We start from the raw sequence: 21,780 nt of genomic DNA on the forward strand, positions 1-21,780 counted from the left end.
GGAGAAGGCCGTGTCCCACAGCACGGTGCCTCGCAGCAGGGCCGAGGCACACCACCCGGCGGACCGGACCCCGGTGGCGTCCGGCGGCGCGACCGGCGCCCGACAGAAGGCGATCAAGGGAAGGTTGAGCCTGCGCCTCAGATTCAGACGCGACCGCGTGCTGCTCCTGATGACGCTGCCCGCGATCCTGCTGCTCCTGCTCTTCAACTACCTGCCGATCCTCGGCAACATCGTCGCCTTCCAGGACTACGACCCCTACGTCAGCGACAACGGCATCGTCTCCATGCTGCACAGCCCCTGGGTCGGCCTGGAGAACTTCCAGCGGATCTTCGAGGACTCGGCCTTCTGGAACGCGGTGCAGAACACGCTGGTGCTGTTCTCCCTGCAGCTCGTGCTGTTCTTCCCGATCCCGATCGCACTCGCCCTGCTCATCAACAGCGTGGTCAGACCCAGGGTGCGGGCGCTGTCGCAGGCGATCATGTACCTCCCGCACTTCTTCTCGTGGGTGCTGGTCATCGCCGTCTTCCAGCAACTCCTCGGCGGGGCGGGCGTGTTGTCGCAGCTGCTGCGCCGGCACGGGTACGACGGCCTGGACATCATGACCGACCCGTCCACCTTCAAGTTCCTCGTCACCGCGGAGTCGATCTGGAAGGACGCCGGCTGGGGCATCATCGTCTTCCTCGCGGCGCTGGCCTCGGTCAGCCCCGACCTGTACGAGGCGGCCGCGATGGACGGCGCGGGGCGGTGGCGGCGCATGTGGCATGTCACCCTGCCCGCGCTGCGGCCGGTGATCGCCCTGCTGCTGGTGCTGCGCGTGGGCGACGCGCTCACCGTCGGCTTCGAGCAGATCCTGCTCCAACGCGACGCCGTGGGCCCGGGGGCGGCGGAGGTCCTCGACACCTTCGTGTGGTGGAACGGCGTACGCAACCAGGACTTCGGTTACGCGGCCGCCGCCGGGCTGATCAAGGGCGTGGTCAGCCTCGGCCTGGTCCTCGCCGCGAACAAGATCGCCCATCTCATGGGCGAGCAGGGGGTGTACAGGAAATGACCGCCGTCGTCGACAAGCCGCCGGTCCGGAAACCGTCCGCGTGGGCCGCAGTGCCGCGCCCGGTGTGGGAGGAGGAGCCGAGCAGGGCGGGCCTCGCCGGCAAGGGCCTGGTGCTGACGCTGGCCTGCCTCGGCATCCTCTTCCCGCTCTGGATCGTCGTCGTCACCAGTGTGTCCTCACGGAAGACGATCGACGAGGCGGGCGGCCTGGTGATGGTCCCGAAGGGGATCACCCTCGTCGCGTACCGGGAGCTGCTGAGCGGCGGCCAGGTCACCCGGGCCGCGATCATCAGCGTCCTGGTCACGCTGGTCGGCACGCTGTTCTCGATGGCCGTGTCCGTGCTGTGCGCCTATGGCCTCTCCCGCATCGGCTCGCTCGGCCACCGCTGGCTGCTGATGCTGCTGCTGGCGACGATGTTCTTCAGCGCGGGCCTGATCCCCACCTATCTGCTGGTGCAGTCCCTGGGGCTGACCGACAGCTATCTCGCCCTGATCCTGCCGAGCGCGGTGAGCGTCTTCAACATCCTTGTCCTGCGCGGGTTCTTCATGGGCATCTCGCAGGAACTGATCGACAGCGCGCGGATCGACGGCGCCGGCGACTTCCGGATCCTGTGGCAGATCGTGATGCCGCTGTCCCGCGCGGTCCTCGCCGTGATCACGCTGTTCTACGCCGTCGGCTATTGGAGCGCCTGGTTCAACGCGTCGCTGTACCTCAACGACCAGAACATGATGCCGCTGCAGAACGTCATGATCCAGCTCGTACAGAAGCAGGAGGCCCCGGTGGGACTCGGGCAGGCGATCAAGACGGGGCAACTGTCGGGGCTCGCCGTGCAGATGGCCGTGATGGTGATGGCGCTGCTGCCGGTGGCGGTGCTGTCGCCGTTCGTGCAGCGGCACTTCAAGAAGGGCATGCTGACCGGGGCGATCAAGGGATGACGGGCCTCGCGGACGTCACCCGTGGGCGCATCCTGTTCGGCGGGGACTACAGCCCGGAGCAGTGGCCCGAGGAGGTGTGGGCGGAGGACGTCCGGCTCATGAAGGCCGCCGGGGTGAACTCCGTGACGATGGGGGTCTTCTCCTGGTCCCGGCTCGAACCCCGGCCGGGGGCACGGGAGTTCGGCTGGCTTGACCGGCTCATGGACCTGATGGACGACCACGGCATCGGCGTCGTCCTCGCCACCCCCACCTCCTCGCCCCCGCCGTGGCTGGGGCGGCTGCACCCCGAGACCCTGCCGCGCGACGAGGACGGCCGCATCGAGTGGTGGGGCGGACGGCAGCACTTCTCGCACGCGAGCGCCGCCTACCGCCGGTATGCCGCCGCCATCACCGAGGACCTCGCCGCCCGTTACGCCGGCCACCCCGCGCTGACCATGTGGCACATCAACAACGAGTACTGCACCTACGACTACGGCGACGAGGCCGCGGTCCGCTTCCGGCAGTGGCTCAGGCGCAGACACGGCACGCTCGACGCCCTCAACTCCGCCTGGGGAACGGCCTTCTGGAGCCAGGGCTACGGCGACTGGGAGGAGATCCTGCCGCCCCGCCACGCCCACTACCTGAAGAACCCGGGACAGGTCCTGGACTTCAGGCGCTTCACGTCCGACATGCTCCTGGAGTGTTACACCGCCGAGCGGGACATCGTCCGCCGCCACACCCCGCACCTCCCGGTCACCACCAACTTCATGCCGCTGTGGTCCGGACAGGACGCCTGGCGGTGGGCGCGGGAGGAGGACGTCGTCTCCGTCGATCTCTATCCCGACCCGCGCGACCCCCTCGGCGCCCAGCACGGCGCCCTCGTGCAGGACATGACCCGTTCGCAGGCCCGCGGCCCGTGGATGCTGATGGAGCAGGCCGCCGGAGCCGTCAACTGGCGCGGCGTCAACCACCCCAAGCGGCGGGGCCTGAACCGCCTCTGGTCCTTCCAGGCCGTCGCCCGCGGCGCCGACGCCGTCTGCTGCTTCCAGTGGCGCCAGTCCAGGCAGGGCGCCGAGAAGTTCCACTCCGGGATGGTCCCGCACGCGGGGGAGGAGGGGCGGACGTACCAGGAGGTCAAGCAGCTCGGCGCAGAACTCGCCCTGGTCGGCACCCAGGTGACGGGCAGTCACACGCCGTCCGACATCGCGATCCTGCACGACTGGGACTCCTGGTGGGCGGGCGCCCACCAGGGCCGCCTCTCCACCCGGGTCGATTACGCCCAGGTCCTGACCGTCTGGCACCGCGCGCTCTGGCAGGCCCACCTCGCCACCGACTTCGCCCACCCCGAGCACGACCTCGGGGCGTACAAGCTGGTCGTCGTCCCCCAGCTGTACGCCCTCACGGACGCGGCCGTCGACAACCTCCTCGCCCACGTCCGCGACGGCGGCACCCTCGTCTGCGGCTTCCTGACCGGCGTCGCCGACCAGGACGACCGGGTGCGCCCCGGCGGCATGGACGAGCGCCTGCGCGAGCTGCTGGGCATCCGCACCCTGCACGAGTGGTGGCCGCTGGACGAGGACGAGAGCGCCGGGACCGACGCCTTCGGCGGGACCCTGTGGTCGGAGGAGATCGAGGCCGCCGAGGGCGCCTCGATCGAGGCCCGCTACCAGCGCGGCGAACTCGACGGGCTGCCCGCGGTGCTGCGCAGGGGCCGCGCCTGGTACCTCTCCACCCTCCCCGAGCCGCACGCCCTGCGCGTCCTGCTCGCCCGGATCGCGGCCGGCGCAGGCGTCCGACGCGTCGTCGACGGCCTGCCCGACGGGGTCGAGGCGGTCCGCCGCGGCGACCTGCTCTTCGTCCTGAATCACGGGCGTGAGCCGGTGACCGTGGCGCTGCCGGGCCGTCACCACGACCTGCTCACGGGGTCGGCCGTCGAGAACAAACTCACCCTCGGCCGGTACGGGGTGGCGGTGCTGCGGTCATGAGCATCGTCCACGGCACCTGGGAGCCCCGGCCCGCCACCCGCTGGGAGGACGGATTCCTGAGCGGCAACGGCCGCCACGGCGCCCTTGTGTTCGGCGATCCGAACGACGAACGGGTCGTCGTCACGCATCACACCCTCGTACGCCCCAACGGCGGCGAGAGCGCCAGGCCGCCCGAACTCGCGGACCAACTCCCCGCATTGAAGGACCGGTTGATGGCGGGGGAGTGGGATGCCGCCGAGGCCTTCACCGACGGCCGTGAGCTGCAGTGGGTGCAGCCCTTCCACCCCGCCTTCTGGATCCGGCTGCGCCGCACGCCCGGCGAACAGCCGCCCGGTCACCGCCGCAGCGTCGACTTCACCACCGGTGTCGTCCAGACGGTCTGCCAGGGCCGGACCAGCCGGGTCTTCGTCTCGCGGGCGGAGGACGTCATCGTCCAGCACCTCACGGCACCCGACGTGGACATCGCCCTGGACCACCGCCTCCCCGGAGCGCCCAGTGGACTCGCGGTCGGGGAGGGGGCCGTGCTCACCCCGGAGGGCGCCCTGCTCACGCTGCGGGTCCGCTACCCGGGCAGCGACACCGCCTACACCGGACTGACCCTCGTCGTGGCCACGGGCGGCCGTACGGTGCTCACGCCGCCGGGCGCCCGGGTCACCGGCGCCGCGTCGGTCCTGCTGCTGACGCGCGTGCTGCGGCACTCCGGCGAGCTGGACATCACACCCCACGCCCGCGCCCTGCGCTCGCTGGTGCCTCAGGACAAGGACCCGTACGCCGCCCTCCTGGCCCGGCACACCGCCCTGCACCGCACCGCCTACGAGCGCGTCACCCTGGACCTGGGCGCCGACGAGGCCGAACGGGCCCTGCCCGGCTCACAGTTGCTGGCACGTCCCGACAGCCCGGCGCTGCTGGAGCGCCTCTTCGCCGCCGGCCGCTACCACCTGCTCAGCGCGAGCGGGCTGTTCCCGCCCCGGCTCGTCGGCCTTTGGACCGGCGACTGGAACACCGCCTGGTCCGCCGCGTTCACCAACGACGCCAACCTCAACCTCCAGACCTCCTCCGCGGCGGCCGCCGCCCTACCCGAAGTGACCGAGGCCCACGCCTCGCTGATTTGCCGTCAGCTCGATGACTGGGCCGAGAACGCCCGTGCGGTCTTCGGCGCCCGCGGCGTGGTCGCCCCGGCCCACACCGACGGCGAGTCCGGGCTGTCGTACCACTTCAGCCGTGAATACCCCCTGCACCTGTGGACCGCGGGCGCCGACTGGCTGCTCAAGCCGCTCGTCGACCACGACGAGACCCACGGCACCCGCGACCCGCGCACCACGCATGCGCTCGCCCAAGTGGCCCTGTTCTACGAGGACTTCCTCGACCGGACGGACCCGGACGGTCGTGTGGTCGTCGTCCCCTCCTACTCGCCGGAGAACCGGCCCGTGGGCGCCGGCTGGGGCGCGGTCAACGCGGCCATGGACCTCTCGGCCGCCCGGCACGCCCTGCTGACCGCGGCCGACCGGCACCCGCGGCACGCCGAGCGGTGGCGCGCGCTCGCCGACCGGCTGCCGCCGCACCGGATCAACGCCGACGGCGCCCTCGCCGAATGGGCCCGGCCCGGCCTCGACGACACCTACGACCACCGCCACCTCAGCCACCTCTACGGGGTCTGGCCGCTCGACGAGATCAATCCGTACGACACCCCGGAGCTCGCGGCCGCCGCCCATCGCGCCCTCGAACTGCGCGGCGCCGAGAATGACTCCGCGCACGGCCATCTGCACCACGCCCTCGTCGCCGCCCGGCTGCGCGACGGCGAACGGGTCGCGCACGCGCTCGGCCAGGTGCTCAAGGGCGACTACTTCCACGCCTCGCTGATGAGCGCGCACTACCCGAACCGCGACGTCTACAACGCGGACGCCGCGCACACCCTGCCCGCCGTACTGATCGAGATGCTCGTGCAGTCCACGCCCGACCGACTGGTCCTGCTGCCCGCGCTCCCGGACGCGTATCCGCACGGCCGACTCCGCGGCGTGCGCACGCGGTTCGGGGCGCGCCTCGACCTGACCTGGACCCCGCACGAAGCGACCGCGGTGCTCCGCCCCACCCGCACCCACCGCGTCGAACTCCGGACTTCCTCCGGGACCCGACCGCTCGACCTCGTCGCCGGAGAAGACCACGTCCTCACCCTGAGGACGGGGTGACCTGTGCACCTCCCCCCACCCATGGAAGGGACACCATGGCAACACGCACGCTCGGCCGCCGGATCGGCATGGCCCTGATCGCTCCCACGCTCGCGCTCGGCGCCACCGTCGGCCTGGCCTCCGCCCCCGCGTCCGCCGCCGTCTGGAGCTCCTGCGACCAGTGGGGCAACACCACGCTGAACGGCTACACGCTCTACAACAACATCTGGGGCTCCGGCGCCGGCAGCCAGTGCATCTGGGCCAACTCCGGGACCAACTGGGGCGTCAACGCCAACCACCCGAACACCGGCGGCATCAAGTCCTACCCCAACGCCAAGAAGGTGATCAACAAGTCGATCACCTCGCTCGGTTCGCTCTCTAGCAGCTACAACGTCTCCGTCCCGTCGTCGGGCGCGTACAACACCTCGTACGACATCTGGGACACCGGCTACCAGTACGAGATCATGCTCTGGATGAACAAGACGGGAGCCGTCGGCCCGCTCGGCACCTCGCAGGGCAACGTCACGCTGGGCGGCCACACCTGGACCGTCTACAAGGGCAACAACGGCGCCAACGACGTCTTCTCCTTCATCCGCACCTCCAACTCCAGCTCCGGCACCGTGAACGTCCTGCCGATCCTGAAGTGGATCAAGGACACCAAGGGCTGGTTCGGCAACGTGACCATCGGGGACCTGCAGTTCGGCTTCGAGATCACGTCCTCCTCCGGCGGACTGGACTTCACCGTCAACAGCGAGAGCGTCACCAGCAGCTAGGCGGACCGGTTACCTCGCGCCCCGAAAGGGGCGCGGGGAACTGCGCGACCAGCCACAACGAACGCGCAGCCGCCCACGGACCTATCCCGGCACCCCCTCCGGCGCAATGGGCAACCGCACCCCATCCCGCAGAAACAACGGAATCCGCTCCAGCGGCGCGTCCACGGTCACAGCCGCACCCCCCGCATACCTCACCCCGGTCCAGGCGTCCGCCCAGGAACCCCCTGCCGGAAGATACGTCGTCCGAGCAGTCGCCCCGGCGGTCAGCACCGGCGCCACCAGCAGATCCCGCCCGAGCAGATACGCATCGTCCACCGACCACGCCACCGGATCCTCCGGAAACTCCAGGAAGAGCGGCCGCATCACCGGCACCCCCTCCTCGTGCGCCTGGCGCATCACGTCCAGAACGTACGGCTTCAGCCTCTCGCGCAGCCGCAGATACCGCTCCATGATCGCCCCGGCCTCCTCCCCGTACGACCACACCTCGTTCGCCCCACCGGTCATCTCCGGCCCGAGCGGCATTCCCGGGTCCCGGAAGCCGTGCAACCGCATCAGCGGCGACAGCGCCCCGAACTGGAACCACCGGATCATCACCTCGCGGTAGGCCGGATCGTCCGGATCACCCCCGTGGAACCCACCGATGTCCGTGTTCCACCAGGGAATCCCGGACATCGCGGTGTTCAGCCCCGCGGCGATCTGCCGGCGCAGCGTCGCGAAGTCGGTGCCGATGTCACCGGACCACAGGGCGGCGCCGTAGCGCTGACTGCCCGCCCAGGCCGACCGGTTCAACGTCACCACCTCGGTCTCGCCGGCCGCACGCAGACCCTCGTAGAAGGTCCGGGAGTTCTCCGCCGGATAGCTGTTGCCGACCTCGAGACCCGGACCCGCCCAGTACCGCAGGTTCTCCTGGAACCCGGGCTTGAGCTCGGGCTCGCAGGCGTCCAGCCAGAAGGCGGTGATGCCGTACGGCTCCAGGTAGTGCTCCTTCACCTTCGACCACACGAAGTCACGGGCCCCGGGGTTCGTGGCGTCGTAGAAGGCGACCTGGACGGTGGAGGCGACACCCTTGTCGGGCCAGTCGGCGTGCGCCATCGGGCCGTACTCGGTGCCGATGAAGTAGCCGCGCTGCTCCATGACGGGGTGGTTCTCGCTCAGCGGCGACACCGACGGCCAGACGCTGACCACCAACTTGATGCCCAGCTCGTCCAGTTCACGCACCATCGCCGCCGGATCCGGCCACTCGGCCGGGTCGAACCTCCACTCGCCCAGATGCGTCCAGTGGAAGAAGTCGCAGACGATCGCGGAGATCGGCAGCCCGCGCCGCTTGTACTCCCGTGCCACCGCGAGGAGTTCGTCCTGGGTGCGGTAGCGCAGCTTGCACTGCCAGAACCCGGCCGCCCACTCGGGCAGCATCGGCGTACGGCCGGTGACCGCGCTGTAGCGGCGCTGCCCGTCCGCGAGGCCGCCCGCGGTGATCCAGTAGTCGATCTGACGGGCTGAGTCCGCCACCCAGCGGGTGCCGTTGTACGCCAGCTCCACCCGGCCGATCGCCGGGTTGTTCCACAGCAGGGTGTAGCCGCGGCTGGAGCACAGCACCGGAACGCCGACCTCGGCGTTGCGCTGGACCAGGTCGACGACCAGGCCCTTCTGGTCGAGGCGGCCGTGCTGGTGCTGGCCGAGGCCGTAGAGCTTCTCGTCGTCGTAGGCGGCGAAGCGCTGCTCCAGACGGTGATGCCCGTTGCCGACGGCCGTGTACAGCCGCGAGCCGGGCCACCAGAAGTGGGCTCGCTGCTCGGCCAGGAGTTCCGAGAGGTCGTCGGTGCGCAGAAAGCGGATCAGGCCCTCGGCGTCGACCTGGACGGTCAGCGCACCGACCGTCAACTGCCCTTCCCCGTCACCGATCTTGACGCTGCTCTCGGCGGCCGGAACCTCGTCGAGCAGCGCACCCGGTGTGTCCATGAGGACGGGCCCGCCGAGCCGGGCCCGGACCCGGACCGCGTCCGGCCCCCAGGGCTCGATGCGCAGCGTCTCCTGGCGGCCGCTCCACTCCAGCGCGCCGTCCCGCTCACGGAAGGTGCCGAGGGTGGGGGAGGACTGCGCGAGGCTGATCCGGGTCTGATTTTCGGCAGGCTGATTCACGAAGGGTGCTCCCGAAGGGACATGCGGGTGCCCGCAGGGCTGGGGAAAGCGGCGGTCAGGTCGTGCTGGAGGGCGCCGGGCCCGTGCTCGCCCGGACCGTCAACTCGGGGGAGATCAGGACGACTTCGTCGGCCCCGCGGCCATCGAGCTTGGCGACCAGCCGCTCCACGGCGTGCCGGCCCATCTCCTGTGCGGGGATGGCGACGGACGTCAGCCGCACCGAGGCCTGGGTGGCGACCTGCTCGGGGCAGACCGCGACCACCGACACGTCCTCGGGCACGGCGCGGCCCTGCTGGCGCAGCAGCGCGAGCAGCGGCTCGATGGCCGACTCGTTCTGCACGACGAAGCCGCTGGTGCCGGGGCGTTCGTCGAGGATGCGGGCGAGGGTGAGGGCCATGGCGTCGTAGCCGCCCTCGCACGGCCGGTGCAGCAGTCGTACGCCCAACTCCCGGGCCCGCGAGCGCAGTCCCTCCAGTGTGCGCACGGCGAAGCCGGTGTGCCGCTCGTAGACCGCGGGGGCCTCGCCGATGACAGCGATGTCACGGTGGCCGAGCATGGCCAGGTGCTCGACGCACAGCGCGCCCGTCGCCTTGAAGTCGAGGTCGACGCAGGTCAGTCCGGTGATGTCGGCCGGCAGTCCGATGAGCACGGACGGCTGGTGCGTGCCGCGCAGCAGCGGCAGCCGCTCGTCGTCGAGCTCGACGTCCATCAGGATCATCGCGTCGGCGAGCCCGCTGCCGGTGACCCGGCGCACGGCGTCGGGGCCCTCCTCGCCGGTCAGCAGCAGGACGTCGTAGCCGTGTGTGCGGGCCGTGGTGGCGACCGCGATGGCGATCTCCATCATCACCGGCACATACATGTCGGTGCGCAGCGGCACCATCAGCGCGATGATGTTCGACTTGCTGCTGGCCAGGGCGCGCGCGCCCGCGTTCGGGTGGTAGCCGAGCTCGCGGATGCTCCGCTCGACCCGCTGCCGGGTGGTCGTGGAGATGGACCGCTTGCCGCTGAGGACATAGCTCACCGTGCTCGCCGAGACTCCGGCGTGCTGGGCGACCTCGGCGAGGGTGACCATCCAGCTCTCCAAGCGTGTGAAGCGCTTCGACAGTGCGCATGACGAACAGGGGCGGGTGAGGGTGGTTCGACACTAGCTCTAGCGGAGGTGGGTGTCCATAGGCTGTCGAAGCGCTTCGACAGCGTCTTCCCCGAGGCGTCCCGATCTTCCGCGCGGGAGCCCCGGCCGTCAATTCGGACCGACGACTGCGTCCCAGGGGTGGTGGGGTGGCCCGGGATCGGGTACATACGATCGAGTAGCACCCACCGGTAACCAAATCGGTCCAAGATCCCCTCCTCGCGGCGAGGTGAGCCTCATGTCCGCACCATCCAGCAAACCCACCGTCTCCGAACGTGAGGCCCGCCAGGTGGCGGAGGCGGCCAGGGAACAGGAGTGGCGCAAGCCCAGCTTCGCCAAGGAACTGTTCCTCGGCCGCTTCCGGCTCGACCTCATCCACCCCCACCCCATGCCGACCGACGAGGCCACCCAGCGCGGCGAGGAGTTCCTCGCCAAACTGCGCGACTTCTGCGAGACCAAGGTCGACGGAGCACTGATCGAGCGCGAGGCCCGCATCCCCGACGAGGTCATCACCGGCCTCAAGGAGATCGGCGCCCTCGGCATGAAGATCGACACCAAGTACGGCGGTCTCGGCCTCACCCAGGTGTACTACAACAAGGCACTGACCCTGGCGGGTTCCGCCAGCCCCGCCATCGGCGTCCTGCTCTCCGCGCATCAGTCGATCGGCGTACCGCAGCCGCTGAAACTGTTCGGCACGCCCGAGCAGAAGGAGCAGTTCCTGCCCCGCTGCGCCCGCACCGACATCAGCGCCTTCCTGCTGACCGAGCCCGACGTCGGCTCCGACCCGGCACGGCTCGCGACCACGGCCGTGCGCGACGGCGACGACTACGTCCTCGACGGGGTCAAGCTGTGGACCACCAACGGCGTGGTCGCCGACCTCCTCGTCGTGATGGCGCGGGTGCCGAAGAGCGAGGGCCACAAGGGCGGCATCACCGCCTTCGTCGTCGAGACCAACTCGCCCGGCGTCACCGTCGAGAACCGCAACGCCTTCATGGGCCTGCGCGGCATCGAGAACGGCGTCACCCGCTTCCACCAGGTCCGGGTCCCCGCCGCCAACCGCATCGGCCCCGAGGGCGCGGGCCTGAAGATCGCGCTGACCACGCTGAACACCGGCCGGCTCTCCCTGCCCGCGTCCTGCGTGGCCGCCGGCAAGTGGTGCCTGAAGATCGCCCGTGAATGGTCCGGGGCGCGGGAGCAGTGGGGCAAGCCGGTCGCCCACCACGAGGCCGTCGGCGCCAAGATCTCCTTCATCGCGGCCACGACCTTCGCCCTGGAGGCCGTACTCGACCTCTCCAGCCAGATGGCCGACGAGGACCGCAACGACATCCGCATCGAGGGCGCGCTCGCCAAGCTCTACGCCTCCGAGATGGCCTGGCTGATCGCCGACGAACTCGTCCAGATCCGCGGCGGACGCGGCTTCGAGACGGCGGAGTCCCTCAGGGCCCGCGGCGAACGGGCCGTCCCGGCCGAGCAGGTCCTGCGCGACCTGCGGATCAACCGCATCTTCGAGGGTTCGACGGAGATCATGCACCTGTTGATCGCCCGCGAGGCGGTCGACGCCCACCTGTCCGTCGCCGGCGACCTCATCGACCCCGACAAGTCCCTCCAGGACAAGGCGAAGGCGGGCGCCAACGCAGGCGTCTTCTACGCCAAGTGGCTCCCGAAGCTGGTCGCCGGACCCGGACAACTCCCCGTCTCCTACGGCGAGTTCAAGCGCGACGTGGACCTCTCCGGACACCTGCGCTACGTCGAGCGGCACGCCCGCAAGCTGGCCCGCGCCACCTTCTACGCCATGTCCCGCTGGCAGGGGAGGATGGAGACCAAGCAGGGCTTCCTGGGCCGTGTCGTGGACATCGGCGCCGAACTGTTCGCGATGAGCGCGGCCTGCGTACGGGCCGAACTGCTGCGCAGCCAGGGCGACCACGGCCGCGAGGCCTACCAGCTCGCCGACGCCTTCTGCCGCCAGTCCCGCCTGCGCGTCGAGGAGCTCTTCGGCCGGCTCTGGAACAACACCGACGACCTCGACCGCACGGTGGTCAAGGGCGTGATGTCGGGCACGTACGAGTGGCTGGAGGACGGCATCGTCGACCCCTCGGGCGAAGGACCGTGGATCGCCGCATCCGATCCCGGACCCTCACAGAAGGAGAACGTGCACCGCTCCATCGGGTGACGTCGCGCACGTCACGGCACACCCGGAAGGGATCCCCCCCGCCGCCCGGTCTTCATGCAGCCCTCACAAGGGGGGATCCCGCCCCAACCGGGAAGAGCGCGACAAGCCACCCTCCCGGGCGACGCACTGTCCTCCCGGTGGCGCGCCTCGGCAACAATGGAGAGATGACCGATAGTCCAGCCCCACTCGCCGACCCGCACCTCGTCTACGACCCCGTGGCGGGCAGCGGCCCCAAGGACGTGGTGATCCTCGGTTCCACCGGGTCGGTCGGCACCCAGGCCATCGACCTCGTGCTGCGCCATCCCGACCGCTTCCGGGTCACCGGGCTCTCGGCCAACGGCGGCCGGGTCGCGCTGCTGGCCGAGCAGGCCCACCGGCTGCGGGTGCGGACCGTGGCGGTCGCCCGCGAGGACGTCGTATCCGAGCTGCGCGAGGCACTCGCCGCGCAGTACGGGGCGGGGGAGCCGCTCCCGGAGATCCTCGCCGGACCCGAGGCGGCCACCCATCTCGCCGCCTCCGACTGCCACACCGTCCTCAACGGCATCACCGGCTCCATCGGCCTCGCACCGACCCTCACCGCCCTGGAGGCGGGCCGCACCCTCGCGCTCGCCAACAAGGAGTCGCTCATCGTCGGCGGCCCGCTGGTCAAGGCGCTCGCCAAGCCCGGACAGATCATCCCGGTCGACTCCGAGCACGCGGCCCTGTTCCAGGCCCTGGCGGCCGGCACGCGCGCGGACGTGCGCAAGCTCGTCGTGACGGCCTCCGGCGGCCCCTTCCGCGGCCGTACGAAGGAGCAGTTGGCGAACGTCACCGTCGAGGAGGCCCTCGCGCACCCCACCTGGGCCATGGGCCCGGTGATCACGATCAACTCCGCGACCCTGGTGAACAAGGGGCTGGAAGTGATCGAGGCGCACCTCCTCTACGACATTCCCTTCGACCGCATTGAGGTGGTCGTGCATCCGCAGTCGTATGTCCACTCGATGGTTGAGTTCACGGACGGATCGACGATCGCCCAGGCGACGCCCCCCGACATGTGCGGGCCGATCGCCGTCGGTCTCGGCTGGCCCGAGCGGATCCCCGACGCGGCCCCGGCCTTCGACTGGCGCACGGCGTCGACCTGGGAGTTCTTCCCGCTCGACAACGACGCGTTCCCGTCGGTGAACCTCGCCCGGCACGTGGGTGAGCTCGCGGGCACCGCCCCGGCGGTGTTCAATGCGGCAAACGAGGAGTGCGTGGAGGCGTTCCGCGGCGGTGCGCTGCCCTTCAACGGGATCATGGAGACCGTGACCCGGGTGGTGGAGGAGCACGGCACACCGCGGACGGGAACCTCGCTCACCGTGTCGGACGTCCTCGAAGCGGAGACCTGGGCACGGGCCCGGGCCCGGGAACTGACGGCGCAGACGGCTACGGCCACCGCGGAGGCGCGTGCATGACATCCCTGATGATGGTTCTCGGCATAGTGATCTTCGTGGTCGGCCTGCTGGTCTCGATCGCGTGGCACGAGCTGGGGCACCTGTCCACCGCCAAGCTCTTCGGCATCCGCGTGCCGCAGTACATGGTGGGCTTCGGCCCGACCATCTGGTCACGCAGGAAGGGCGACACGGAGTACGGCTTCAAGGCCATCCCGTTCGGCGGCTACATCCGCATGATCGGCATGTTCCCGCCCGGCGACGACGGCCGTATCGCCGCGCGCTCCACGTCCCCTTGGCGCGGCATGATCGAGGACGCCCGCTCGGCGGCCTTCGAGGAGCTCCAGCCGGGCGACGAGAGGCGGCTGTTCTACACCCGCAAGCCCTGGAAGCGGGTCATCGTGATGTTCGCGGGCCCTTTCATGAACCTGATCCTGGCCGTCGCGCTGTTCCTGACGGTCCTGATGGGCTTCGGCATCGCCCAGCAGACCACCACCGTCAGCTCCGTCTCCCAGTGCGTCATCGCGCAGAGCCAGAACCGCGACGACTGCCGCAAGGGCGACCCGGCCTCCCCGGCCGCCGCGGCGGGCCTCAAGGCGGGCGACAAGATCGTCTCCTTCAACGGGGTGCGCACGGACGACTGGAACAAGCTCTCCGACCTCATCCGGGCCACCCCGGGCAAGGACGTGGCGATCGTCGTCGAGCGCAAGGGCCAGGACGTCACCCTGCACGCGAAGATCGCCACCAACCAGGTCGCGAAGAAGGACTCCTCCGGCCAGGTGGTCCCCGGCAAGTTCGTCAGCGCGGGCTTCCTCGGCTTCAGCGCCGCCAACGGCGTGGTCCGGCAGGACTTCGGCGAATCCGTGTCCTGGATGGGCGACCGGATCAGCGAGGCCGTCGACTCCCTCGCGGCCCTGCCCGGCAAGATCCCGGCCCTGTGGGACGCGGCCTTCGACGGCGCCCCCCGCCAACCCGACTCTCCGATGGGCGTGGTCGGAGCGGCCCGGGTCGGCGGCGAGATCTTCACCCTCGACATCCCGCCCACCCAGCAGCTGGCCACGGCCCTGATGCTGATCGCCGGGTTCAACCTCTCCCTGTTCCTGTTCAACATGCTGCCGCTGCTGCCCCTGGACGGCGGGCACATCGCGGGCGCCCTGTGGGAGTCGCTGCGCCGGAACCTGGCGCGCGTGCTGCGCCGCCCGGACCCCGGTCCCTTCGACGTGGCGAAGCTGATGCCGGTGGCGTACGTGGTGGCCGGCGTGTTCGTCTGCTTCACCCTGCTGGTGCTGGTGGCGGACGTGGTCAATCCGGTCAAGATCAGCTGAGGGGGGCGGCTCCGGGCTCACACGGCGGCCCGGCGGTCCGCATCCATGGGACACCATTGAGCGGATCGTCGGGCCGCCGTGTGCCGGTGTTCAGGTACGTGCCGTAATCTCGAAGCCTGGAGCCCGCTGCTGACGGGACCTGGCCTTGATCCACGACTTGGGGTTGCACAGCAGATGACTGCGATTTCTCTCGGCATGCCGTCCGTTCCGACCAAGATCGCCGAGCGGCGCAGGAGCCGTCAGATCCAGGTCGGAACCGTGGCCGTGGGCGGGGACGCCCCCGTGTCGGTGCAGTCGATGACGACGACGCGTACGTCGGACATCGGCGCGACGCTCCAGCAGATCGCGGAGCTGACCGCGTCGGGCTGCCAGATCGTGCGGGTGGCGTGTCCGACGCAGGACGACGCGGACGCGCTGGCGACCATCGCCCGGAAGTCGCAGATCCCGGTGATCGCGGACATCCACTTCCAGCCGAAGTACGTGTTCGCCGCGATCGAGGCGGGCTGTGCGGCGGTGCGGGTGAACCCGGGCAACATCAAGCAGTTCGACGACAAGGTCAAGGAGATCGCGTCGGCGGCGAAGGACCACGGCACGCCGATCCGCATCGGGGTCAACGCCGGCTCGCTGGACAGGCGGCTGCTGCAGAAGTACGGCAAGGCCACCCCCGAGGCGCTGGTCGAATCGGCGCTGTGGGAGGCCTCGCTGTTCGAGGAGCACGACTTCCGCGACATCAAGATCTCGGTCAAGCACAACGACCCGGTCGTGATGATCGAGGCGTACAAGCAGCTGGCCGCGCAGTGCGAGTACCCGCTGCACCTCGGCGTGACCGAGGCCGGTCCCGCCTTCCAGGGCACCATCAAGTCGGCGGTCGCCTTCGGCGCGCTGCTGTCGCAGGGCATCGGCGACACCATCCGCGTGTCCCTGTCCGCGCCTCCCGTCGAGGAGGTCAAGGTCGGCAACCAGATCCTGGAGTCCCTGAACCTCAAGCAGCGTGGCCTGGAGATCGTCTCCTGCCCCTCCTGCGGTCGCGCCCAGGTCGACGTCTACAAGCTCGCCGAAGAGGTCACGGCGGGCCTGACCGGCATGGAGGTCCCGCTCCGCGTCGCCGTCATGGGCTGCGTGGTCAACGGGCCCGGCGAGGCGCGCGAGGCCGACCTCGGCGTCGCCTCCGGCAACGGCAAGGGCCAGATCTTCGTCAAGGGCGAGGTCATCAAGACCGTCCCCGAGTCGAAGATCGTCGAGACGCTCATCGAAGAGGCCATGAAGATCGCCGAGCAGATGCAGGACGAGGGCGTGTCCTCGGGCGAACCGTCGGTCTCCGTCACCGGCTGACCGCCGCCCGCCCCGGGATCTTCCCGACTCTTCCGACGCCAGCTACTTTCTCCCCAGGACCGTCACGGGAAAGCGCTCCCTCGTGCGGTGCCGAAGGCTGACGGAGGGAGGGGCCGATGGCCATGGCGAAGCCCTCGCGGACCCGGCGGATCACCATCGCCGACGTCGCCCGCGCCGCGGACGCCTCCGTGTCCACGGTCTCGCGGGTGCTCAACGGCATCGGCACCGTCGACCCCGCGCTCGCCGAGCGGGTGCGCCTCGCCATCGAGGAGCTCGGGTACCGGCCCAGCGCCGCGGCCCAGGGGCTGGCCCGGGGCCGCTCCGGCACCATCGGGGTGCTCGTGCCCGACCTCGCCAACCCGCACTTCAGCGATCTGGTCAAGGTGTTCTCGGCGGCCGTCCGCGACCTCGGCGCGCGCGTCCTCGTCATGGACTCCGACGAGGACCCGGCCGTGGAGCGGGAGCTCGCCGAGGACCTCATCCGGTACGCCGACGGACTGCTGCTGTGCGCGCCGCGGATGCCCCGCGCCGACCTCGCCGCCCTGGTCGCACGGGGTCTGCCGCTGCTCGTGGCCAACCGCCAGGAACCGGGCCTCGCCCTGCACTCGGTCTGCATCGACGTCCACGGCGGCCTGCTCGCCGTCTGCGGCCACCTCGCCCAGCTCGGCCACCGCAAGGTCGCCTACCTCGCCGGCCCCGAGGGCTCGTGGGCCAACCGCGAACGGCTGCGCGCCCTGTCCGGCGCCCGCTCCTTCGGCCTGGAGGTGACCGTGCTCGCCTGCGGCTCGCTCACCGACGACGGCTACGCCGCGGGACCCGCCGTCCTCGACACCGACGCGACCGCGGTCGTCGCCTACAACGACTTCGTCGCCCTCGGCCTGCTCTCCCGCCTGACCGAGCTGGGCGTACGGGTGCCCGGCGACCTCTCCCTGACCGGCTTCGACGAGATCGACCTCGCCCGCTACTCCTCGCCCCCGCTCACGACGGTAGCGGTTCCCCGCTACGACCTCGGCCGGGCCGCGGGCGAGGCGCTGGCGCGGCTGATGGCCGGCGAGGACGACCTGGAGTCCCGCACCCTCCCCGTTGAGCTGCGGGTTCGTGAATCCACCGGGACAGCCTGAGCGCAGGTCCTTGACAGCTCCGATGTATCGCAGGACCTTGTTCCAGCACACGGACTGAGAAAGCGCTGTCTCATCGCCGGGGGCCTCCCCGGCCGACGCCTGCAGGAGCCGCCGTGTTCCGTACGCAGAACAGGTCCCGACTACTTCGACACCCCACACCCCGGCTGGCCGTGACGGCTCTGCTGGTCATCGGTGTCGTAGCCGCCTGCGGGGCACCCGACGACAAGTCATCCGATGACAAAACGGGGCAGAAGATCCCCGCGAAACCCGCGAAGCCCGTCGACCTGGACATCCTCGATGTCGCGGGCAATCTCCAGCTCACCCAGGGCATGATCGACGACTTCCGCCGGCAGCACCCGGACATCGTCGGCAAGGTCACCTACTCCAAGGCCCCGGCCCCCGACCTCGCCGGCAAGATCAAGGCGCAGCAGCAGGCAGGGCGCGTCCAGATCGACCTGGTGCTCACCGGCACCGACGGCCTCGCCGCCGGCCTCTCCCAGGACCTCTGGTCCGACCTGGCCGCCCACAAGGACGTCATCGGCACCCCCGACTACCTGCCGCCCGCCGCCGACATGGCGAAGCTGGCACAGGGCAAGGGACAGGCGATCGTCTACTACCCGTCCGGGCCGCTCGTCGAGTACGACCCCGGGAAGGTCGCCGCCCCGCCGAAGACCCCGCAGGCGCTGCTCGCCTGGGCCAAGGCCCACCCCAAGCGCTTCCAGTACGCCGATCCCGCCAACTCCGGCCCGGGGCGCACCTGGTTGATGGGCCTGCCGTATCTGCTCGGCGACAAGGACCCCGCCGACCCCGAGCACGGCTGGGACAAGACCTGGGCGTACCTGAAGGAACTCGACAAGTACGCGGCGCCGTACGCCTCCGGCACCACCGAGACCATGAAGAACCTCGCCTCCGGCCAGGTCGACATGATCATGAGCACCACCGGCTGGTACATCAACCCCCGCGCCCTCGGCACCGTCCCGAAGAAGATGGCGGTCGGCCACTTCGACGACATGACCTGGGTGACCGACGCGCAGTACGCCGTCGTCCCCAAGGGCGTCAGCGCCGACGTGATGTCCGCCGACCTCAACCTCATCAAGTGGATCCTGACGCCGAAGCAGCAGGCCAAGGCCTACGACGACGGCTACTTCTACCCGGGGCCCGCAGTCCGGGACGTACCGCTGTCGCTGGCGCCCGCCAAGTCGCGCAAGACCATCGAGACGTACGGCAACAAGGACTTCGACTCCTGGATCGACCAGTTCCCGAAGAAGCCGTCGCTCCCGGCCGAACAGCAGGTCACCGCGTTCGACCTGTGGAGCCGCAACGTGGCGGGCGGCTGAGCCATGGCACGGTTCGACACCCTGCGGCTCGAACGCGTCTCGCGCAGCTACGGCCGCCACCGGGCGCTGCACGAACTGGAACTGGAGATCTCCGGCGGGGAGTTCGTCGCCCTGCTCGGACCCTCCGGCTGCGGCAAGTCCACCGCGCTCAACTGCCTGGCCGGGCTGCTGCCGCTGACCGGTGGCGCGATCCTGCTGGACGGCTCGCGCATCGACCACCTCGCACCCGAGCGGCGCGGCTTCGGCATGGTCTTCCAGAACTACGCCCTGTTCCCGCACATGACCGTGCGCGGCAATGTCGCCTTCGGGCTGAAGATGGCCCGGGTACCGAAGGCCGAGGCCGCCGAACGCACCGACCGGGCCCTGGAGTTGGTGCACCTGACCGAGCACGCCGACAAGCGGCCCGGACAGCTCTCCGGCGGACAGCAGCAGCGCGTCGCCATCGCCCGGGCCGTCGTACTCGAACCGCGTCTGGTGCTCATGGACGAGCCGCTATCCAATCTGGACGCGGCCCTGCGACTGGAGATGCGGGCGGAGATCAAGCGGCTGCACCGCCGGCTCGGACTGACCACGGTGTACGTCACCCACGACCAGGAGGAGGCGCTGTCGCTGGCCGACCGTCTGGTGGTGCTGCGGGACGGCCGCACCCAGCAGATCGGCACCCCCGAGGAGGTCTACGGGCGGCCCGCCAACCGCTATGTCGCCGGCTTCATGGGCTACCGCACGATGCTCGACGCCCGCGTCGTGGCGACCGACGGCACCCGGGCCCAGCTGGAGATCGCGGGCACCCGGCTGACCGGCCTCGACCGCGACGGCGCGCGCGTCGGCGCGTCGGTGACCGCGGCCGTGCGACCCGAGGACATCGACGTGACGACCGGGCCCGACGGACTGGCCGCCCGGGTGGAGGTCGTCGAGTACCACGGGCGTGAACTCGCCGTCCGGGCCGTCCTGCCGGACGGGCAGCTCGTGCACTTCCGCACCCGCGAGCGGCTCGCCCCCGACGACGCCGTCCACCTGGCCGCCCCCGCCGACCGGGTGCTGGTGTTCACCGCGGACGAGGACCGTACGGCAGTGGCCGCGGACGACGAGCCGGCGGTGACCGCCCGATGAGCGCGCCCACCGCCGAGGCCCGCCCCGCACTCCGCCACCGCCTGGCCGAACGGGGCGTGGACCGCACCCTGTTGCTGCTCGCGCCCGGTGTCGTCTTCCTGGTGCTGCTGTTCTGCTATCCGTTCCTCTACGGGCTGCAGCTCTCCTTCCAGCCCAAGGACGGCGGCGGCCCGCTCGCCGACTACCGGCGCTTCTTCGAGGACGCGTATCTGCGCGAGACGATCTGGACCACCCTGAAGCTGGCCGTGCCCGCCGCGCTGATCAACTGCCTCGCCGCGGTCCCGGTCGCCTTCCGCACCCGCCGTCCCTTCCGCGGGCGCCGGCTGCTCACCACCCTGCTCGTCATGCCGATCACCCTCGGCACGGTCCTCACCGCCGAGGGCCTGCTCGGCTACCTCGGTCCGAACGGCTGGCTGAACAAGATCCTCCGTGCCCTCGGCCTGGTGGACCAGCCGGTCCAACTGGTCCACAACTACTGGGGAGTTCTCGCCTCCCTGCTCATCACCGGCTTCCCCTTCGCCTATCTGCTGACGCTGTCGTACCTGACGGGCATCGACCCCAGCCTGGAGCAGGCGGCGGCCACTCTCGGCGCGGGCCGCCTGCACCGCTTCCGGTACATCACGCTGCCGCTGCTCGCGCCGGGCCTCGCGATCACCTTCTGTCTCTCCTTCGTGCTGGCCTTCGCGGTGTTCCCGTCGGCGCAGCTGGTCGGCGACCCGCGCGGCGCCACCCATGTCATCTCCATCGAGGCCTACCAGGCGGCGTTCCAGAAGTTCGACTACCCGCTCGGCTCGGCGATCGCCATGGTCATGGCCGCCGTGATGCTCGCGGTCGTGGTGCTGGTGCTGGCCTGGCGGTCGCTGCTGTACCGCGGTGCGACGGGAGGCAAGGGCTGATGGCGGCGGACGTACTCACCAAGTCCCGCAAGGAGCAAGGGACATCGGGACCCACCCGCCGCAACCCCCTGCGCAAGCCCGCCACCTGGGTCGCCGTCCTCGTCTTCGGCTTCTTCTTCCTCAACCTCGCCGGCGTGGTCGGCGTCCCCGTCGCCGACTCCTTCGGCACCCGCTGGTTCACCAGCTGGCTGCCCGAGGGCTGGACGACCAGGTGGTACGGCGAGGCCTGGCGCGAGTTCGGCCTCGGGCAGGTCTTCTGGACGACCGCCCTGGTGTCCCTGCTCGTCGTCGCGATCTCGGTGGTGCTCGGCGTGCCCGCCGCCTACGCGCTCGCCCGCCGCGACTTCCCCGGCCACCGGCTCGTCCTGCTGCTGTTCCTGCTGCCCATCCTGGTGCCGCCGCTGACGTACGGCATCCCGCTCGCGACCGTCCTGTACAAGTTCCACCTCGCGGGCACCCTGAGCGGAGTGGTGCTGGCCAACCTGGTGCCGTCGGTGCCGTTCGTCGTGCTGACCATGACGCCGTTCATCGAGCAGATCGACCCGCGCATCGAGGCGGCCGCGCGGATGTGCGGGGCGCGCACCTCGTCCGTGCTGCTGCGGGTGCTGGCGCCACTGCTGGTGCCGGGCATCCTCGCCGCCTCCGTACTGGTCCTCGTCCGCACGGTCGGCATGTTCGAGCTGACCTTCCTCACCGCCGGACCCGACAGCCAGACCCTGGTCGTCGCCCTCTACTACGCCGTCTTCTCGGCCGGTATCCGCACCCAGCAGTCCATCGACGCGATGGCCGTGATGTACACGCTGTCGATGCTCGTCCTGCTGGTCATCGCCCTGCGCTTCGTCAATCCCACCCAGCTCGTCACGCGGGTCCGGGAGGAGCGGAGCCGCGACTGAACCGCCGCGGGACGGCCGGCTCCGGCCGCCCCGT

General features: G+C 70.4%; 16 protein-coding genes. 14 read left to right on the plus strand and 2 right to left on the minus strand.

From position 1 onward, the window contains the following. Positions 1 to 10: 10 nt before the first annotated feature. The 5 genes from MQN93_RS33540 to MQN93_RS33560 are packed head-to-tail and all read left to right on the plus strand — an operon-like array spanning position 11 to position 6,885. Positions 11 to 1,048 carry an ABC transporter permease gene (locus MQN93_RS33540; protein WP_016432341.1) on the plus strand — a complete coding sequence of 346 codons (1,038 nt, stop codon included), beginning with the start codon at positions 11 to 13 and terminating at the stop codon, positions 1,046 to 1,048. Then, a complete protein-coding gene (locus tag MQN93_RS33545; protein ID WP_242712498.1) occupies positions 1,045 to 1,983 on the plus strand; it encodes a carbohydrate ABC transporter permease in 939 nt (312 codons plus the stop codon). Before MQN93_RS33540 ends, MQN93_RS33545 begins: the two co-directional genes overlap by 4 nt. Beyond that, on the plus strand, positions 1,980 to 3,947 hold the full coding sequence (locus tag MQN93_RS33550) for a beta-galactosidase (protein ID WP_242712499.1): 1,968 nt from the start codon (positions 1,980 to 1,982) through the stop codon (positions 3,945 to 3,947). The genes MQN93_RS33545 and MQN93_RS33550 overlap by 4 nt, the downstream gene beginning before the upstream one ends. Further along, entirely contained in the window at positions 3,944 to 6,133 is a 2,190-nt protein-coding gene (locus MQN93_RS33555; protein WP_242712500.1) for a glycosyl hydrolase family 95 catalytic domain-containing protein, read from the plus strand. Before MQN93_RS33550 ends, MQN93_RS33555 begins: the two co-directional genes overlap by 4 nt. A gap of 35 nt (positions 6,134 to 6,168) precedes the next feature. Continuing rightward, entirely contained in the window at positions 6,169 to 6,885 is a 717-nt protein-coding gene (locus MQN93_RS33560; RefSeq protein WP_242712501.1) for a glycoside hydrolase family 12 protein, read from the plus strand. An 81-nt stretch (positions 6,886 to 6,966) separates the two neighbouring features. Here MQN93_RS33560 and MQN93_RS33565 read toward each other — a convergent pair whose 3' ends face one another. Then, positions 6,967 to 9,024: a glycoside hydrolase family 31 protein gene (locus MQN93_RS33565; RefSeq protein WP_242712502.1), complete on the minus strand. Its 2,058-nt coding sequence runs from the start codon at positions 9,022 to 9,024 to the stop codon at positions 6,967 to 6,969. 55 nt (positions 9,025 to 9,079) lie between these two features. Beyond that, entirely contained in the window at positions 9,080 to 10,096 is a 1,017-nt protein-coding gene (locus MQN93_RS33570) for a LacI family DNA-binding transcriptional regulator (RefSeq protein WP_016432335.1), read from the minus strand. 295 nt (positions 10,097 to 10,391) lie between these two features. Between MQN93_RS33570 and MQN93_RS33575 the strand changes: the two genes are divergently transcribed. The 9 genes from MQN93_RS33575 (at position 10,392) to MQN93_RS33615 (ending at position 21,746) form a co-directional block, all read left to right on the plus strand. Next, positions 10,392 to 12,323 (plus strand): acyl-CoA dehydrogenase family protein, encoded by a 1,932-nt coding sequence (locus tag MQN93_RS33575; protein ID WP_242712503.1) that lies wholly within the window; start codon positions 10,392 to 10,394, stop codon positions 12,321 to 12,323. Positions 12,324 to 12,487: 164 nt separating this feature from the next. Further along, a complete protein-coding gene (gene dxr, locus MQN93_RS33580) occupies positions 12,488 to 13,756 on the plus strand; it encodes a 1-deoxy-D-xylulose-5-phosphate reductoisomerase (RefSeq protein WP_242712504.1) in 1,269 nt (422 codons plus the stop codon). Beyond that, complete coding sequence (locus MQN93_RS33585) at positions 13,753 to 15,057, plus strand: M50 family metallopeptidase (protein ID WP_505016697.1); 1,305 nt, start codon at positions 13,753 to 13,755, stop codon at positions 15,055 to 15,057. Before dxr ends, MQN93_RS33585 begins: the two co-directional genes overlap by 4 nt. Before the next feature lie 174 nt (positions 15,058 to 15,231). Beyond that, complete coding sequence (ispG, locus tag MQN93_RS33590; protein ID WP_242712505.1) at positions 15,232 to 16,389, plus strand: flavodoxin-dependent (E)-4-hydroxy-3-methylbut-2-enyl-diphosphate synthase; 1,158 nt, start codon at positions 15,232 to 15,234, stop codon at positions 16,387 to 16,389. Positions 16,390 to 16,505: 116 nt separating this feature from the next. Next, positions 16,506 to 17,510, plus strand: coding sequence for a LacI family DNA-binding transcriptional regulator (locus MQN93_RS33595; protein ID WP_242712506.1), 1,005 nt, complete (start codon positions 16,506 to 16,508; stop codon positions 17,508 to 17,510). A gap of 170 nt (positions 17,511 to 17,680) precedes the next feature. Beyond that, positions 17,681 to 18,847 carry an extracellular solute-binding protein gene (locus MQN93_RS33600; protein ID WP_242712507.1) on the plus strand — a complete coding sequence of 389 codons (1,167 nt, stop codon included), beginning with the start codon at positions 17,681 to 17,683 and terminating at the stop codon, positions 18,845 to 18,847. Positions 18,848 to 18,850: 3 nt separating this feature from the next. Beyond that, a complete protein-coding gene (locus MQN93_RS33605; protein WP_242712508.1) occupies positions 18,851 to 19,957 on the plus strand; it encodes an ABC transporter ATP-binding protein in 1,107 nt (368 codons plus the stop codon). Then, the gene (locus MQN93_RS33610) at positions 19,954 to 20,853 is read left to right on the plus strand and encodes an ABC transporter permease (protein ID WP_242712509.1); all 900 of its coding nucleotides are present in this window, start codon (positions 19,954 to 19,956) and stop codon (positions 20,851 to 20,853) included. The genes MQN93_RS33605 and MQN93_RS33610 overlap by 4 nt, the downstream gene beginning before the upstream one ends. After that, entirely contained in the window at positions 20,853 to 21,746 is an 894-nt protein-coding gene (locus MQN93_RS33615; RefSeq protein WP_242712510.1) for an ABC transporter permease, read from the plus strand. Before MQN93_RS33610 ends, MQN93_RS33615 begins: the two co-directional genes overlap by 1 nt. Positions 21,747 to 21,780 lie beyond the last annotated feature (34 nt).

Source organism: Streptomyces spinosisporus (assembly GCF_022698145.1).
Taxonomy (GTDB): Bacteria; Actinomycetota; Actinomycetes; order Streptomycetales; family Streptomycetaceae; genus Streptomyces; species Streptomyces spinosisporus.